Origin of the sequence: Microcoleus sp. FACHB-SPT15 (assembly GCF_014849525.1) — a bacterium.
Taxonomy (GTDB): Bacteria; Cyanobacteriota; Cyanobacteriia; order Cyanobacteriales; family Coleofasciculaceae; genus Symplocastrum; species Symplocastrum torsivum.
The window spans coordinates 73,253-88,117 of record NZ_JACJNU010000068.1 but is presented as its reverse complement, the minus strand read 5'-3'; the positions used below and the strand labels follow the sequence as shown (position 1 = coordinate 88,117).

Annotated in this window: 12 protein-coding genes; 7 read left to right on the top strand and 5 right to left on the bottom strand. The window is 45.6% G+C overall.

Features of this window, described 5'->3' with window-relative positions; translation table 11 throughout:
- Positions 1-58: 58 nt before the first annotated feature.
- The gene (locus H6F98_RS30060; RefSeq protein ID WP_192222408.1) at positions 59-622 is read left to right on the top strand and encodes a Uma2 family endonuclease; all 564 of its coding nucleotides are present in this window, start codon (positions 59-61) and stop codon (positions 620-622) included.
- Positions 623-791: 169 nt separating this feature from the next.
- On the opposite strand, the gene H6F98_RS30055 is transcribed toward H6F98_RS30060, so the two are convergent.
- From H6F98_RS30055 to H6F98_RS30045, 3 genes are all read right to left on the bottom strand, one after another.
- Complete coding sequence (locus H6F98_RS30055) at positions 792-1,163, bottom strand: hypothetical protein (RefSeq protein WP_192222407.1); 372 nt, start codon at positions 1,161-1,163, stop codon at positions 792-794.
- A gap of 204 nt (positions 1,164-1,367) precedes the next feature.
- Entirely contained in the window at positions 1,368-3,089 is a 1,722-nt protein-coding gene (locus H6F98_RS30050) for an AarF/ABC1/UbiB kinase family protein (RefSeq protein ID WP_192222406.1), read from the bottom strand.
- Between the two features lie 242 nt (positions 3,090-3,331).
- Positions 3,332-5,929: a M1 family metallopeptidase gene (locus tag H6F98_RS30045; RefSeq protein WP_192222405.1), complete on the bottom strand. Its 2,598-nt coding sequence runs from the start codon at positions 5,927-5,929 to the stop codon at positions 3,332-3,334.
- A 204-nt stretch (positions 5,930-6,133) separates the two neighbouring features.
- On the opposite strand from H6F98_RS30045, the gene H6F98_RS30040 reads away from it, so the two are divergent.
- From H6F98_RS30040 to H6F98_RS30030, 3 genes are all read left to right on the top strand, one after another.
- Positions 6,134-7,081 carry a class I SAM-dependent methyltransferase gene (locus H6F98_RS30040; protein ID WP_192222404.1) on the top strand — a complete coding sequence of 316 codons (948 nt, stop codon included), beginning with the start codon at positions 6,134-6,136 and terminating at the stop codon, positions 7,079-7,081.
- Between the two features lie 188 nt (positions 7,082-7,269).
- Complete coding sequence (locus H6F98_RS30035; RefSeq protein WP_192222403.1) at positions 7,270-7,752, top strand: Crp/Fnr family transcriptional regulator; 483 nt, start codon at positions 7,270-7,272, stop codon at positions 7,750-7,752.
- 36 nt (positions 7,753-7,788) lie between these two features.
- Positions 7,789-10,233, top strand: coding sequence for a GH116 family glycosyl hydrolase (locus H6F98_RS30030; protein ID WP_192222402.1), 2,445 nt, complete (start codon positions 7,789-7,791; stop codon positions 10,231-10,233).
- Positions 10,234-10,324: 91 nt separating this feature from the next.
- On the opposite strand, the gene H6F98_RS30025 is transcribed toward H6F98_RS30030, so the two are convergent.
- A complete protein-coding gene (locus tag H6F98_RS30025; protein ID WP_192222401.1) occupies positions 10,325-10,666 on the bottom strand; it encodes a hypothetical protein in 342 nt (113 codons plus the stop codon).
- A gap of 279 nt (positions 10,667-10,945) precedes the next feature.
- Here H6F98_RS30025 and H6F98_RS30020 point away from each other — a divergent pair, with 279 nt between their 5' ends.
- The gene (locus H6F98_RS30020) at positions 10,946-11,974 is read left to right on the top strand and encodes an SDR family oxidoreductase (RefSeq protein WP_192222400.1); all 1,029 of its coding nucleotides are present in this window, start codon (positions 10,946-10,948) and stop codon (positions 11,972-11,974) included.
- Between the two features lie 27 nt (positions 11,975-12,001).
- Here the strand turns inward: H6F98_RS30020 and H6F98_RS34285 are convergent, their stop codons facing one another.
- Positions 12,002-12,127 carry a hypothetical protein gene (locus H6F98_RS34285; protein WP_277927629.1) on the bottom strand — a complete coding sequence of 42 codons (126 nt, stop codon included), beginning with the start codon at positions 12,125-12,127 and terminating at the stop codon, positions 12,002-12,004.
- A 66-nt stretch (positions 12,128-12,193) separates the two neighbouring features.
- On the opposite strand from H6F98_RS34285, the gene nuoB reads away from it, so the two are divergent.
- Entirely contained in the window at positions 12,194-12,913 is a 720-nt protein-coding gene (gene nuoB / locus H6F98_RS30015) for an NADH-quinone oxidoreductase subunit NuoB (RefSeq protein ID WP_192222399.1), read from the top strand.
- Between the two features lie 461 nt (positions 12,914-13,374).
- A complete protein-coding gene (locus H6F98_RS30010; RefSeq protein ID WP_192222398.1) occupies positions 13,375-14,550 on the top strand; it encodes a hypothetical protein in 1,176 nt (391 codons plus the stop codon).
- Positions 14,551-14,865 lie beyond the last annotated feature (315 nt).

Here is a 14,865-nt window from a genome sequence, read left to right as displayed (position 1 = left end):
TTGAAACCTAGCCGTTCGTTAAGATTGATTCAAGCTTAATGCTCAATTGAAGCGCATCATGACACTCATTCAATCACCGACCCAATTAACACTTGCTGAATTTTTGGAACGACCAGAAACTAAACCCGCTAGTGAATATATTTATGGGCAAATCTATCAAAAGCCAATGCCTCAGGGAGAACATAGCATCTTACAAGGAAGTTTAGTAACTGCTATTAATCAGATTGGTCAATCTCAGAAGTTAGCTTGTGCCTTTCCAGAGTTACGCTGTACATTCGGAGGACGCTCGATTGTTCCTGATGTATCAGTATTTGAATGGCAGCGTATTCCTCACAAGACGAATGGAAGGATTGCCAATAAGTTTGAAATTCCCCCAGATTGGGTTATTGAAATTCTTTCCCCAGACCAATCACCAAGTCGAGTAATTGATAAAATTATTTTCTGTTTAAAGCAGGGAACAAAATTAGGTTGGTTTATTGAACCTGAAGATGAATCGGTAATGGTCTTTCAACCAAATCAGTTACCTGATGTCAAATATGATGCTGAATATCTGCCTGTTCTTGAGGTATTAGGAGATTGGCAACTTTCTGTAGCAGATGTATTTAGTTGGTTGCAGCTTTGAATTTATGCACTTGTAGAAGAAAGCACACAACTATAGCCAAAAACCCTAATCAAATTCCGCTCGTTCATTCAAAAGCCGTTGCCAATGAGGACGAATATGAAGAGGCTGATTAAATCAGCCTACCTTCTGCGTATTCAGCACTCATTATCGAGAGGAGAAAAACTACACTTTATTCAAATGCATCTAAGTCTAATGCTTTTGAGCCACCTCGCTCTAATTGAGTTAAAAGCTTGCTGAGTTGTAACCAAACCAAGACAGCAATGAGTACGGTTAGAGGAAGGGACACGGAATAAGATAACCAGCTAGGGAAACCAAAAATCTCTAAACCAGCAGAGAGAAATATACAAATTCCCAAGGCAATTCCCACGAAGGGTAGAAGCAACTGAAACCCCTTCATTTGAGCGAGGGTGCGAGTGGAGCGGTTTTTTGACCATTCCTGCACTTTCTGCTTTAGGGTAGCTTCAAATGCCAGACCACAGGTAAGACTAGCAAATAAACCAAAAGCTAATAAAAAATAGGGCGGTTCGGGAAAGCTATACACAAAATACTCCTGATTTTAAGTAAGACACAGGCAGATTTAATCTCACAAACGGCAATTACTCAGCACTTGGCTCAGAGCATTTTGTGAAGTGTCGAAAGAAGTCAGGATTACTCTTCACTCGTTGTTTATTGGCTGTTGATTGTTAACCAACAACAGTTAATAAAAACCGACTAAATTCAACACAAAATTTAAACGCCCATTAGCTTACTTGATTTTAAGAGCAGTTGCTAGAGGTAAGATTGCCGCAACACCCTCGGTAGAAAGTTCACTTAGAGTACTCAGTGCCACATTGAACAAACGTCCAGGTTTCAAGTCATCTTTGACCAAGTTCCAGAGACGTTGTACTTCTTCTGTGTGCAGCCTATCATCTTCTATGAGCGCTAAGAGCAACTGATGCCGCAAAAACTTACCTTCATCAGAGAGAAGATACTGCAAACCGAGTTGAGCTGTGGGTAGCAAATCAAACTTCTTGTCAGAGCGTGCGATCGCAATCATATTCTCCAACCGCTCCCACTGGAACTTCCCATCCTTGAACAACACCTCAATTAGATGCCGTCGCATTTCTGGAGATTCACCCGTGAGGAGACGCCGTGCCACGTAGGGGTACGATACCTCAACAATTTTGAATTGGGGATTCAAACTCAGAGCTAAGCCTTCCTGAGTCACCAAGGAACGGATAATCAGAGCAAACTTTGCAGGGACGCGGAAGGGATAGTCATACATCAACTCCGAAAACTTATCAGTAATTGTCTTGAAGTTGAAGTTACTAACACTTTCACCTATCGCTTCTCCCAATACCGTTTCTAATGCTGGAATAATCGGTCGAATGTCTGTGTTTGGTGTTAAAAAACCAAGCTTGACAAAATTAGAAGCTAGTGCTTGATAGTCTTTATTAATCAGGTGAACAACAGAACCGGCAATGGTTTCTTTGGTGTATTGCTCCAGCTGATCCATCATGCCGAAGTCAATGTAAGCCATGCGACCATCGGCTAGAGCGAACAAGTTGCCTGGATGGGGGTCAGCGTGGAAAAAGCCATGCTCCAAAAGCTGACGCAAACCCGCTGTAACCCCGGTTTCAATGATCTTGTCGATCTCCAGTCCAGCCTCACGAATGCTTTTGGTATCGTTCAGCTTAAAACCATTAATCCATTCCAATGTAAGGACGCGGACACTACTGTAGCGCCAGTAAATGCTTGGCACTTTAACCGTTGGGTCATTGCGGAAGTTGTTGGCAAATTTCTCCGCGTTGTGCCCTTCGTTGATGTAGTCGATTTCCTCAAATAACTTGATGCCAAACTCATCAACGATGAGGGACAGGTCATGACCTAAATTCAGTGGTAACCAAGGAGAAAGCCAACCAGCCGCCCAGCGCATTAAGTAAAGGTCTAGGGTAATCACTGGGAGGAGATTGGGGCGTTGCACTTTGACGGCAACTTCTTCACCTGTATGGAGAAAGGCGCGATAGACTTGACCAAGGCTAGCAGCAGCTACTGGATTTGGGGAGATTTTGCTATAGGCTTCTTGGAGCGAGCATCCCAAGTCTGCCTCAATGATCGAAAAAGCGATCGCATTGTCATACGGTGGTAGCTGGTCTTGTAATTTAATCAGTTCGTCTAGAAAATCTTTCCGAATTAAGTCAGGGCGAGTCGAGAGAGCTTGTCCTACCTTGATAAAGGTGGGTCCCAAGCGCGTCAGCATCTCCCGCAGTTGGGAAGCTCGTTTGAACTTGTTCCGTTCAGCCTGATCGAACCATTCGTCGAACTTCAAACTGAGAACGAATCGAGAGAAGAACCAAATAATCGAGAAAGCTCGCCAAATAACTGCCCACGGTCGATAGCGATAATACCGTGCGATCGCCTTGGCGTCATAACGCCTCTGCTGTTGGCTTAGCTGCGGCTCAGGAGAAACCAGTTGATGCTGACTCACGCTGAATAGTTGCCTCTCAAACTATAAATTTTATTTTTTATCTTTTTATTAAATATAGTATATAAAACTACAAACTTTCTTGATTTTTAACCTTGTAAGCTGTCAGCGGTCAGCTATCAGCTTTCAGCTACAGATGCAATTTAGCTAAAAGTCTGACGCTTGTTAGGTCACCCACAAACAAAAACGCTAGTTCAAGCTAAAGGCTGAAGGCTGACCGTTGATCGCTTTATCCTTGGCTACAGTTACTTAGCCTTCGCTTCCAGATTCTCCATGCGGCTTTTGAGTTCCTGGTTCTCTTGTTTCAGCAGGTCGAGTTCTTCGCGCAACTGCTTAACCGCTTGGTCTGACCCAACGTTCTTCTGCACCTTCTGAATCGCTTCCTCAGCAATGCGGCGGACTCGTCCATCAGGAGTTTGTTCAGCAAGCGATCGCAAAACCCCAATTGCCTTCACCGTCTCCATCTGCCCTAGCGCTGAAACAACTGACACTTGCGTCAGGAAAAATGTTTCGGCGGCGAGTTCTTCAAGTTGCTCCAGAATCCACTCTGTATTGCTGGGCGTTTGACCTGTTGAAATTGTTCCCAATGCGCGAATTGCTGCTAGACGTAGCGGTTGGGAGACACCGGGAGTAGTGTATTCCAGAATCACTTCTAGCGCCACAGGAGATGACTTCATCTGACTCAAGCCACTAATCGCCCCGCCACGCACCACTTCATTCCAGCCAGCCCTCTCTCGGAGTACACGAGTTAATAGCTGGAGAACTTCATCCTCCTTATCCTTGAGGTTCGCTGATACCATTTTGCCAAGGGCACTAGCGGCTGATGCTTCCACGTAGTAACTAGCATCCCCGTTTTCTACTAACTGTTTTAGTGCCTCGTAGCTTTGGGCTGTCTTGATTTTACTCAAGGCTTCCACCACTGACCGACGTACACGGCTGTCTTCATCCTTCAACCCAGCAATCAAAGCATCCGTTGTCTGATCAAGTTTCACCTGCGCCAGTTGTTTCGCTACTTCCACCCGGACACCCCAGAAAGCATCAGCCTTCAAAGCCTCTGATAGGGCTTTTACCGCTTCCAATCCGCCTTTCTTCGCCAATGCCTTTGCTGCATAGATGCGAGAGATTGGATCGGGGTCAAATTGTAGCTGGGCTTTTAGTTCTGGGGCTGGATACTCTAGGGAAACTGTTTTTAGGTAGTTGTTCTCAAAATCAAAGCTGATGAACTGAGGTTTTTTCTCTAAGGGAAAGTAGAAACTCTGTTCCCGTTCATGAACCCTTACACTGAATGTTTTAAAAGTAGGAGTTGGTTGTTGGTTGTCATTTTCAGCAAAGCCAAAGGCGATAGGAATCTTCAGGTCAAATAACTCACTACCACTGCCGTTCTTGCCTTCTTTGGCTTGAGTTTGGGTAACTGTGACTTTCGCTAATTGACTATCGGCATCCCAAGAATAGGCAACCTTATAATCTGGATGACCACCCCGGAAAACATACTGATCAAAGAGAAATAGAAGGTTACGACCTGTTGCTTTTTCAATCGCCCGTAACAAGTCAACTGTCTCTACCGTGTTATGGGCATTGTCTTGAACAAAGGTTTGAATCGCTTTCCAGAACAACTCATCACCTAACTCTGCCCGAATCATGTGGTAAACACAAGCACCTTTTTCATAAAGATGTCGGTCATACAGTTCGATCGCTTCTCGGTAGATGTGGGTAACAATTGGACGGCGATAGCGAGAACTATCTTCTGTAAAGTAGCTACGCGCTTCCCCTAACAGATAGTAAGCTGCATCATCTTTTCCATATTCATGTTCTGTCCAAAATACCTCGGAATAGGAGGCTAAGCCCTCCTTAATCCAGGCATGAGACCAATGCTTGATTACTACTAAGTCACCAAACCATTGGTGGGCAAGTTCATGAACCACTAAGCTTTCAGTACGGTCATTATCCAGGGCAGCTCGTTCATCCAGCAAGCAACGGTCAGTTAGCAAGGTTGTGGAGGTGTTTTCCATACCCCCAAAGATGAAGTCATCAACGCAAACTTGAGCATACTTGGGAAAAGGGTAGGGGTAGCCAAACTTCTCACTGAGAAACTCAATCATTCGAGGCGTTTTGCCCATGCTGCGGCGGGCATCTTCCTCATAACCCTTTTCCACGTAGTAGGTGACAGGTTTGCCCTGCCACTCATCCCGAATTTCAGCAAAGTCTCCTACAGCTAAGGTCATTAAGTAAGTGGGATGGACTTGCTGCTGTAACCAGTGGTAAATCTTGTTGTTGCCGTCTTCTTCTGTCGCGATGAGTTCGCCGTTGGAAATGGCGATTAGGGGCTTTGGTACTTTGACACGAATTTCCGAGGTTGCCAACTGACCAGGGTAGTCGAAGCAAGGAAACCAGAAGCGAGAGTCTTCATCTTCGCCCTGTGTCCAGACTTGGGTCGGTTTGTTGGGGTAATGCTGATTGGGAACGATGAAGTAAAGACCACGCTGGGGTTTTTCTACACCATAGGCGATCGCAATCTTGATTTTTTTGTCCGCTTCTGTGGCTTTGAGTAGCTGAACGTGCAGTTGTTCACCGTCATAGTCAAACGGTTGGGGCGTTTCGTCAACCTGTACGGATTCAATATTTAAATTAACGGCATCGAGTACTAGCTGCTTGATGCCACTGCGTACTGGTGCAACGGTAATCGTGCAGGTGCCGTGAAAACTCTGCTGGGGAATGTCAAGCGTCAAATCTAAGAATATATGCTCAACTTGTCCTGGGCGATCGGGGTTGTAGTGGGGTCTAGCGCCAGGTAACTCAAAAGACTTATGACCGTTACTTTCAGAATCAAAATAGGACTGCGACATTCGTGAACCTGTAAAACTAAAACTAAGGAGAAGTAATCAGAAGCTAGGAGTAGGGTAAAAACTCTCTCCTAAGACCGAGGCATGATTCTTTCAGATTAGCGCGTCTGTTAAAGCAAGTTTTTCTTAGTGTCCTCTGCTCTCGACTACTAACCTTCTGCGACAATAAAGCTGGTTAAATCAAGAGTTTGTGAGAAAAAGCTTTTTATGACGACGGCTGTAAATACTGCTCCTAGATTAGCCTCTCGGCTTGTCAATGGATTGCTCTCAATTAAGCCCTTGGCTGCCTTAGCCAAACACCAAGCCCGCAGTATGATGATTAAACGGGCAGAACAAATTGGCGTACCTTGGACAAAACGGGTGCAGGAATTGCGCTTACTTGACTGGGAATCTCAGTTAAGCCAGGTACAAAACACCGAGCTTTCCTATCCAGATTACTATTTGCGATCATTCCACGCTTACGACAATGGCAATCTCAGTTGGGATGCGGCGTTGGAAGTAGAAGTTGCTGCCTACGCTGTCCACGCGAAAATTTGGCCGGGTGCTGATGCTGAAGGTGACCCTAAACTCCGCCAGAGTTACCATGATGTCCTAAAAGGTCAACTCAATGTTGCTGTGCAAGATATTGTAGATTTAGGTTGCAGTGTGGGGATGAGTACACTCGCGCTTCAGGAGGCTTATCCTCAAGCAAAATTAACGGGTGTGGACTTGTCACCCTACTTTTTAGCCGTTGCCAACTATCGTTCCCAACACGCTCAAAATCAGTCTGAGACATTGGCTAAAAGCCAAAATCCAATCCACTGGGTACACGCGGCGGCTGAATCTACGGGTTTACCCGATGCTTCTTTTGATTTAGTTTCGGCTTGTTTGATGTTCCACGAACTGCCTCAAGTCGCTACCCGACAAATCTTTCATGAGGCACGGCGTTTACTACGTCCAGGTGGTTATCTCGCACTAATGGACATGAATCCCCAATCAGAAATCTACGCTAAGATGCCACCCTACATCTTGACACTGCTCAAAAGCACTGAGCCTTATCTGGATGAATATTTTGCTTTAGATCTGGAAAAAGAACTCGTAGAGGCAGGCTTCCAGCCACCAACAATAGTTTGCAACACCCCTCGTCATCGGACAGTGGTTGCTCAAATTAGTTAACGCCAGAAACGATTCTGGTTTAGGCATCAAAGCCTTTTTTAGGAGAAAAACAACTGTGTAGCTGTAAGGAAATTAATAAATTGCCTATGTAGATCGTGGGTGGTTTTATCTGGTTTGAAGACAGTACGGTAAACTTGAGGTTTCTACGATAACTCAAGCGTGAATCGCTAAGAGCTAACCGCTAACCGATGTTAAGTAGCGTTGAGCGTCTATTATTTGTCAGGGCTGTCCCGATTTTCCAAGAATTACGGGACGACTTTTTGGTGCGTCTAGCTTCCGTGATGGATGAATTATCCTTCCCTGCGGAACACACGCTTTTTACGGAAGGGCAGGAAGGGCGATCGCTTTATATTGTGGTTTCGGGTTTGGTACGGGTTCACATTGGCGATCGCGATTTGGCGAAGCTGAAGCAAGGAGATGTCGTTGGAGAGATGTCGTTGTTTGATTCTGAACCTCGTTCGGCATCAGTAACGACTCTCGAAAACTGCGAATGTCTGATGCTAACCCAACTGCAACTGTATGATGCGATCGATGAGACACCAGGGATTGCTATCAATATTATTCGTCTGCTTTCCCGCCGCATCCGGGAACTTAATAGCAAGGTGAATGTTTACGAGGCAAAAAATCCAACACCCGACTTCACGAAGGCAGGGAGTAATTTGGTGAGATAAGTAATTCAACCCAGCTTAACGCCGTAAAATCAGGGCATGATCAATCCACCATTCCGCCCAAAAATCCCTGAGTGTAGTTGGAATCGTCCCCTTGGACTAGTCTGGGAGAAGCCCTACACCGTCCGCTATGCTAGCAATCTTGATGATGGTCCCTGGCATGGAATGCCGCTAGGGGGTTTTGGGGCAGGTTGCATTGGTCGTTCTCCACGAGGGGATTTCAACTTGTGGCATCTTGATGGGGGAGAGCATACATTTAAAAGTCTCCCAGCTTGTCAGTTTAGTGTCTTTGAACAGCAAGAGTCTTCAGATGCACAAGCTTATGCTCTCTGTACAGAACCACCAGAAGATGGCACCCTTAACTCGTGGCAATGGTACCCTACGTCTCATGACAGTGGTGATTTAGACAAACAACGGACAAATACAGGAACTTACCATGCCCTTTATCCTCGGAGTTGGTTTGTCTACAACAATGTCTTTCAAACAGAACTGACTTGTGAACAGTTTTCTCCAATTTGGGCGGGATGCTATCAGGAAAGCAGCTATCCAGTAGCAATTTTTGAGTGGACGGCACATAACCCCACTGACGCGCCAATCACGCTCAGTATCATGCTCACCTGGCAGAATATGGTGGGCTGGTTTACCAATGCGATCAAGAGTCCGCAGGTGCAGGTACGAGATGATGGTAGCCCGGTTTACGAATACCAGCCGCGTCTGGGAGATAGTACGGGTAGTTTTAATGAGTGGATTGTCGATCACTACCGAGTTGGCTGTCTGCTTGATCGCGTCCGCTTACACGACGAGATTCAGGAAGGGGAAGGACAACTTTGTTTCGCAACTGTTACTAATCCCAGCCTAGAGGTGTTCTATCACAGTCGCTGGAATCCTATGGGTGATGGTGCTGAGGTTTGGAATACCTTTGCCTCTGATGGTAGCTTGGCAGACTTTCAAGATGAAACCCCAGCCGCACCAGGAGAACAAATTGCAGCTGCGATCGCAATTCGCTTTACAATCCGTCCGGGTAGAACGCGAAAAATTCCCTTTATCCTCGCTTGGGATTTCCCAGTAACTGAGTTCGCCCCAGGAATCAACTATTACCGACGCTACACCGATTTTTTTGGTCGTACTGGCAATAATGCTTGGTCAGTTGCCCGTACTGCCTTCAAGCACAATGAACTGTGGAAAGAGAAGATTCAGGCTTGGCAAGAGCCGATCTTAAACCGAGGGGACTTGCCAAATTGGTTCAAGATGGCGCTCTTTAATGAACTCTACCTACTCGCTGGTGGTGGTACCCTTTGGAGTGCAGCGGATGACCGTGACCCTGTGGGTCAGTTTGCTGTCTTGGAATGCATCGATTATCGCTGGTACGAGAGCCTGGATGTCCGACTGTATGGATCTTTTGCTCTCTTGATGCTCTGGCCGCGACTGGATAAAGCTGTTTTGGAAGCGTTTGCCCGTGCTATCCCAACCAATGATGAGACACCCCGGATTATTGGCTACAACCAGGCTACAGCCATCCGCAAATCCGCTAATGCCACACCTCATGACCTTGGTGCGCCGAATGAGCATCCTTGGGAAAAGACGAATTACACCAGCTATCAGGATTGCAATCAGTGGAAGGATTTATCTTGTGACTTTGTGTTGCAGGTCTATCGGGATTTTGTTCTCACAGGTGCAAATGATGTCGAGTTTTTGTGGGAATGCTGGTCAGCGATTGTAAAAACGCTTTCCTATCTCAAGGCTTTTGATCAAGACGGAGATGGGATTCCCGAAAACTCTGGCGCACCGGATCAGACGTTTGACGACTGGCAGCTTAAAGGGATAAGTGCCTATTGCGGCGGGTTATGGTTGGCAGCACTAGAAGCTGCGATCGCAATTGGTGAAATCCTCATCAATAACTACCCGCCTGTATCCCAACTCATAGAAGCACCATTACCAGAATCTATCCAAGAAACAATCGACTTGTATCGCAACTGGCTAAAACAAGCTCGACCCCTTTATCAAGAAAAGCTATGGAATGGTCAATACTATCGGCTAGATAGTGAAAGTGGTTCAGATATCGTTATGGCTGACCAACTCTGTGGTCAGTTCTATGCCCGTTTACTGGGATTACCTGATATTGTGCCAATCGAATGCGCCCAGTCAGCTCTTAAGACCGTTTATGAGTCCTGTTTTTTAAAATTCCAGGATGCTCAGATCGGCGCAGCCAACGGGGTTAGACCCGATGGTTCACCAGAAAATCCCAATTCTACCCATCCCCTGGAAGTCTGGACGGGCATCAACTTTGGGCTGGCAGCTTTCCTCATGCAACTAGAAATGAAAGAGGAAGCCTTGCGACTAACGGAGGCAGTAGTACGCACTGTTTATGAGAATGGATTGCAATTTCGCACCCCGGAGGCAATCACCGCTACAGGTACCTTCCGCGCCAGTCACTACCTGAGAGCTATGGCAATTTGGGCAATTTATCTGACAATCAGAGATTAAACAACTGATTGTAGGGAACAGGAGAATGGTCAACGGTAAAGGCTTTCCTACCTTTTACCCCTTTCCTTTGACCAATAATCCAATGGCTCAATCAATACCCTTCAGTATGTGGCGGTCTTTGAGCGATCGCCGCGCCATTATACGCTACTGACCATTCACCATTAACGCTAAAGCAGAGATCGAACCCTAAAGCATGGGCTTTAACAGCATAGTGTCGATACCCAATCATCAAGGCATTCCGCAAGGCTTCACTGAAGCATTCAATTCGCAATGTGCGATATTGCAACAACATCCCCAAGCTGTTTTTCACTTTGTAGTTGTCAAGTACGATTTCGCAAGGTGTCAGTGCCTCTCTATGGATAAGATCTAAAGAATCAATCCATAAAGAGATTACTCGCTTGTCTAATTGGGCGGTCAGGGTTTCGTTTTGCATAGTTCAAGAAATTGCCTGGTCTTAGCAGTGCCAGAAATATGTCATCTCTCTAATGGATGATATTACAAAAACCCTGCCCGTGTCTCGTGGGATCAAGCCCATTCTATTGATAGACGTTGGGAAAACCAGGAGCAATTACTTTTGAGGATATAAGAGTAACGATTTGTTAAGCAATTGCAATTGCCCTTGAAAGCCTATGCAGGCATAGGTTCAGGGCTAATTACTACTTTGCTGAAACCTCGTCACTGTCGTTTTTCTCAAAAGGATTTAGTGAACACAATGCAACTGAAGCCAATAAACCAACAGGTTGTCACTATAGTTGGGGCTTCCAGCGGGATTGGACGAGAAACAGCTCTCCAGTTCGCCGCACGGGGAGCGAAACTAGTTGTCGCGGCTCGTAGCCAGTCGGGATTAGACTCTTTGGTGAAGGAAATCCAGAGCCAAGGTGGGCAGGCTGTGGCTGTGACTGCTGATGTTACAGATTTTGAACAAGTAAAAGCGATCGCAGATAAAGTCGTTGAGGAATACGGGCGGCTCGATACATGGGTTCATGCTGCTGCGACTGGTGTCCTTGCCCGCTTCGACCAAACTACACCGGAAGAGTTCAAGCGTGTCGTTGATGTCAACCTGAATGGGCAAGCCTATGGGGCAATGGCAGCGTTGCCTCATCTTAAACGGGAGGGACGTGGGGCGCTGATTCACATTTCCTCAATGGAAGGTAGGCGAGGACTCCCCTTGCAAAGCCCCTACTCTGCTGCCAAGCATGGTGTTGAAGGCTTTTTGGAAGCACTGCGGGTTGAGCTAAAACACGAAGGGCTACCGATTAGTGTTACGAGCATCAAGCCAGCCGTAATCAACACACCCTTCTACAACAAGGTACGCACCAAGCTAGGTGTTAAACCAACAGGAATACCACCCTACTATCAACCTAGCCTTGTTGCTGAGGCAATCCTCTATGTTGCCGAACATCCCACCCGTGACTTCCTAGTTGGGGATGTCAGTAAGGTACTCGATCTGCTACAGCGGATTTCACCCGAACTGGTGGATGCGATACTGCTCTTGATTGCTTTTGAAGGGCAGCGGACTAATGAACCGAAGTCCGAAGATGCACCAGACAACGTCTTTGAGCCTATTGAGGGCTACAACAAAATTAAGGGAGATTTTGACGAGTTGACGATACCGAGCGTTACTGACTGGTTTGATAAGAATCCACCGCTAAAGTGGGGTGCGATCGCAGCGACAGCATTGGGAGGAGTTGCCTTAGCGATGTTGGCAACCCAAGCATCCAACAGCGGGAAGTTGATGTAATCCCTGTATTCAGGGTTACAGGCATCCTTAACGACAGTCCATTTCTTTGGAGAGAAGAGCGGACAAACTGGCAGAACTATGTTGTGAGGAATGAGTGCCATCAACAAGATCTAGTAATGCGATCGCTGCTTCTCTACAAGGAAGAACAGTCACTTCTCCAACCCAACTAGGGCAATAACTAGAATTTTTCTACTCAGGTATACGAGAACAAAAAATCCTATGCAGAATGAATCCTTCGATAAGGAACAAATATTGTCCCCGGCTGGTCCCTATTCAGTCACTCAACAGCTTTCGGAAAACGTCATTTTGACGACAGTAGACGATCTTTACAATTGGGCACGACTCTCAAGTTTATGGCCGATGTTGTACGGTACAGCTTGCTGCTTTATCGAATTTGCTGCCATGATTGGCTCACGTTTCGACTTTGACCGATTTGGCTTGATTCCCCGTGCTAGTCCGCGCCAAGCCGACTTAATCATTTTGGCAGGGACTCTGAACATGAAAATGGCTCAACCGACACTCCGCCTTTACGAGCAGATGCCTGAGCCAAAGTACGTCATTGCGATGGGTGCTTGCATGATCACCGGAGGGATGTTCAGCGCCGATTCCTATACAGCAATTCGAGGGGCGGATAAAATTCTGCCAGTAGATGTTTACATTCCGGGCTGCCCTCCCCGCCCAGAAGCAATCATGGATGCAATTATTAAGTTGCGAAAGAAGATCTCCAATGAATCTATGCAAGAGCGAGGCAAGATTCAGCAGACACATCGCTTCTACAGCACCACCCACAACATGAAGCTGGTTCCCCCTATTGCCGTGAGTGGAAAAGATGCAACGTTGCCTTCTCGTCAGCAACCACCTAAAGAATTGACAGAGGCAATCGGAATGCCAATTCCTGCTGCACTCAACACGGTTCAAAAGCAAGAGCTTAGTTCATAGTTCAGTAGGTGGACATAAATAAGCGTAACTGTAGGCAAGCGATTACGCATTCAATTGTCAATATACGCTTATGACAAAAAGGTTAAAGGTTTTCCCTTTAACCTTTTCCTTTTCCCAAGAACCGATTAGTTAAATATGCATAATCGAGATGCCTATCAGGTTAGTTTTCATTTGTTAGTAAGAAAAGATACCTACACTTAGGCATTAATTCGCTTGCCGAAACAATAGGGTAGTTTTTTGTATGCCTAATTACAGAATTATTTTCATTCTGGCTCGTTCCACAGGTAGACGAGTCTATTGAGTTGTAGAGGTAAGTTGTAGGGATAGGCTTTTCACGCCTGAGCAATGTTGATTGGTACTCTTCAAAGCAGCGCTGAAGGAGTTACACCCATCCTTCCAGCCTCGCTGTCAACGACATTGCTTCTGAGTACAAAATTAAAGATTAGAAGAGGATAAACTCAATGAGCTTATTGGCTGTAGAGGAACTTAAAGAACTGGTAGGACAACCCAAGGGATTGTTTGTATCAATTTATATGCCTATCGAGAGAGCTACGGCAGAACATCAACGAAATTCTATTCGGCTCAAAGATCTGGTGCAAGAGGCTAGAAGTAGCATAGTAGAAAGTGGTTTAAACGATAAAGAAGCGTCAGACTTTCTACAGCCAATCCAAGAACTAGTTGATTCTGATGAAAGTTTTTGGGGGGAAGAACACAGTGATGGACTGGCAGTTTTTCTGGCTTCAGGAGTATTTCGCTATTATCGTTTGCCACTAAGTTTCCAAGAATTAGTTGTTGTTACTGACCGTTTTCATCTCAAACCATTACTACCTCTTTTAATGATCGGTGATGAGCAATATTATGTTTTAGCGTTGAGTCAAAAGGAGGTCAGGTTCCTTAGGTGTACACGCGATAATGTCAAAGAAATTGAATTGAAAGATGTACCCCATAGTCTTGATGAAGCTCTAGGATATGACGAGACTGCCAAGGATGGTCAGCGACGCATGAGTACCCCAAAAGGGGGAACCAACAATTCTTTTCAGCAGGCAGGGAGCTTTCATGGGCAGGGAAGCCCTGATCAGGATAAACAGCAAGACGGCATTCTGCAATTCTTTCACTCTATTGATAAGGGATTGCACAAATACTTACGAGGAAAACGTGCCCCTTTAGTGTTAGCAGGAGTAGAGTATCTTTTCCCTATTTACCGAGAAGCAAATACCTATCAACATTTAGTGGAAGAAGGTATTACGGGTAACGCTGAACATGTTAAATCAGAAGAATTACAAGCACAAGCCTGGGAGATTGTAGAACCTCTATTTTCAAAGGGGCAGCAAGAAGCTGTCGAACGCTATAAGGAACTGACAGGGACGGGACTAACCTCTACTGACATTAAAGAGATTGTTCCCGCTGCTTGTTATAGTCGAGTTGAGCAATTGTTTGTTGCCGTTGGCGTTCAGCAGTGGGGAATCTTTAATCCCGACAGCAACATTGTTGATTTGCATTCGGAGGCGGAACTTGGTGACGAGGATTTATTGGATGCTGCTGCGGTTAACACGGTTTTGAATGGTGGAACTGTCTATGCAGTCGAGCCAGACCAAGTACCAGATGGGGCACAAGTAGCGGCTATTTTCCGTTTTTAAGCCATAGGTTTGTTTAGGAAAGCAAACATTTGAAGAAGCCTGGGAAGTTTCTCAGCGTTAGTGAAGAAAGGCAGCAGGATACTAAAAGAGTAAACGCTATTTTCTTTACCGTTTAGAAACTCCCAGGAGTTTGTAAGGAGAATTTACTACACCTAGTGGCTCTATCCACTAAGTAATAATAGTGTTTTATATATTTGGGAATATCTTCCTAAGGTAAAGGTTGAACTTTACCTTTAAGTGCGAACACTTGTTAAAAATTTTGTATTATTAATCACAGTTTGATTTAATATTAAAACACGTCTTGGGCTAGAACTA

Excerpts from the sequence above, each read along its gene's own strand:
- H6F98_RS30060 (WP_192222408.1), top strand. The coding sequence starts at position 59 with ATGACACTCATTCAATCACCGACCCAATTAACACTTGCTGAATTTTTG.
- H6F98_RS30045 (WP_192222405.1), bottom strand. The coding sequence starts at position 5,929 with ATGTCGCAGTCCTATTTTGATTCTGAAAGTAACGGTCATAAGTCTTTT.
- H6F98_RS30040 (WP_192222404.1), top strand. The coding sequence starts at position 6,134 with ATGACGACGGCTGTAAATACTGCTCCTAGATTAGCCTCTCGGCTTGTC.
- H6F98_RS30035 (WP_192222403.1), top strand. The coding sequence starts at position 7,270 with ATGTTAAGTAGCGTTGAGCGTCTATTATTTGTCAGGGCTGTCCCGATT.
- H6F98_RS30030 (WP_192222402.1), top strand. The coding sequence starts at position 7,789 with ATGATCAATCCACCATTCCGCCCAAAAATCCCTGAGTGTAGTTGGAAT.
- H6F98_RS30025 (WP_192222401.1), bottom strand. The coding sequence starts at position 10,666 with ATGCAAAACGAAACCCTGACCGCCCAATTAGACAAGCGAGTAATCTCT.
- H6F98_RS30020 (WP_192222400.1), top strand. The coding sequence starts at position 10,946 with ATGCAACTGAAGCCAATAAACCAACAGGTTGTCACTATAGTTGGGGCT.
- nuoB (WP_192222399.1), top strand. The coding sequence starts at position 12,194 with ATGCAGAATGAATCCTTCGATAAGGAACAAATATTGTCCCCGGCTGGT.
- H6F98_RS30010 (WP_192222398.1), top strand. The coding sequence starts at position 13,375 with ATGAGCTTATTGGCTGTAGAGGAACTTAAAGAACTGGTAGGACAACCC.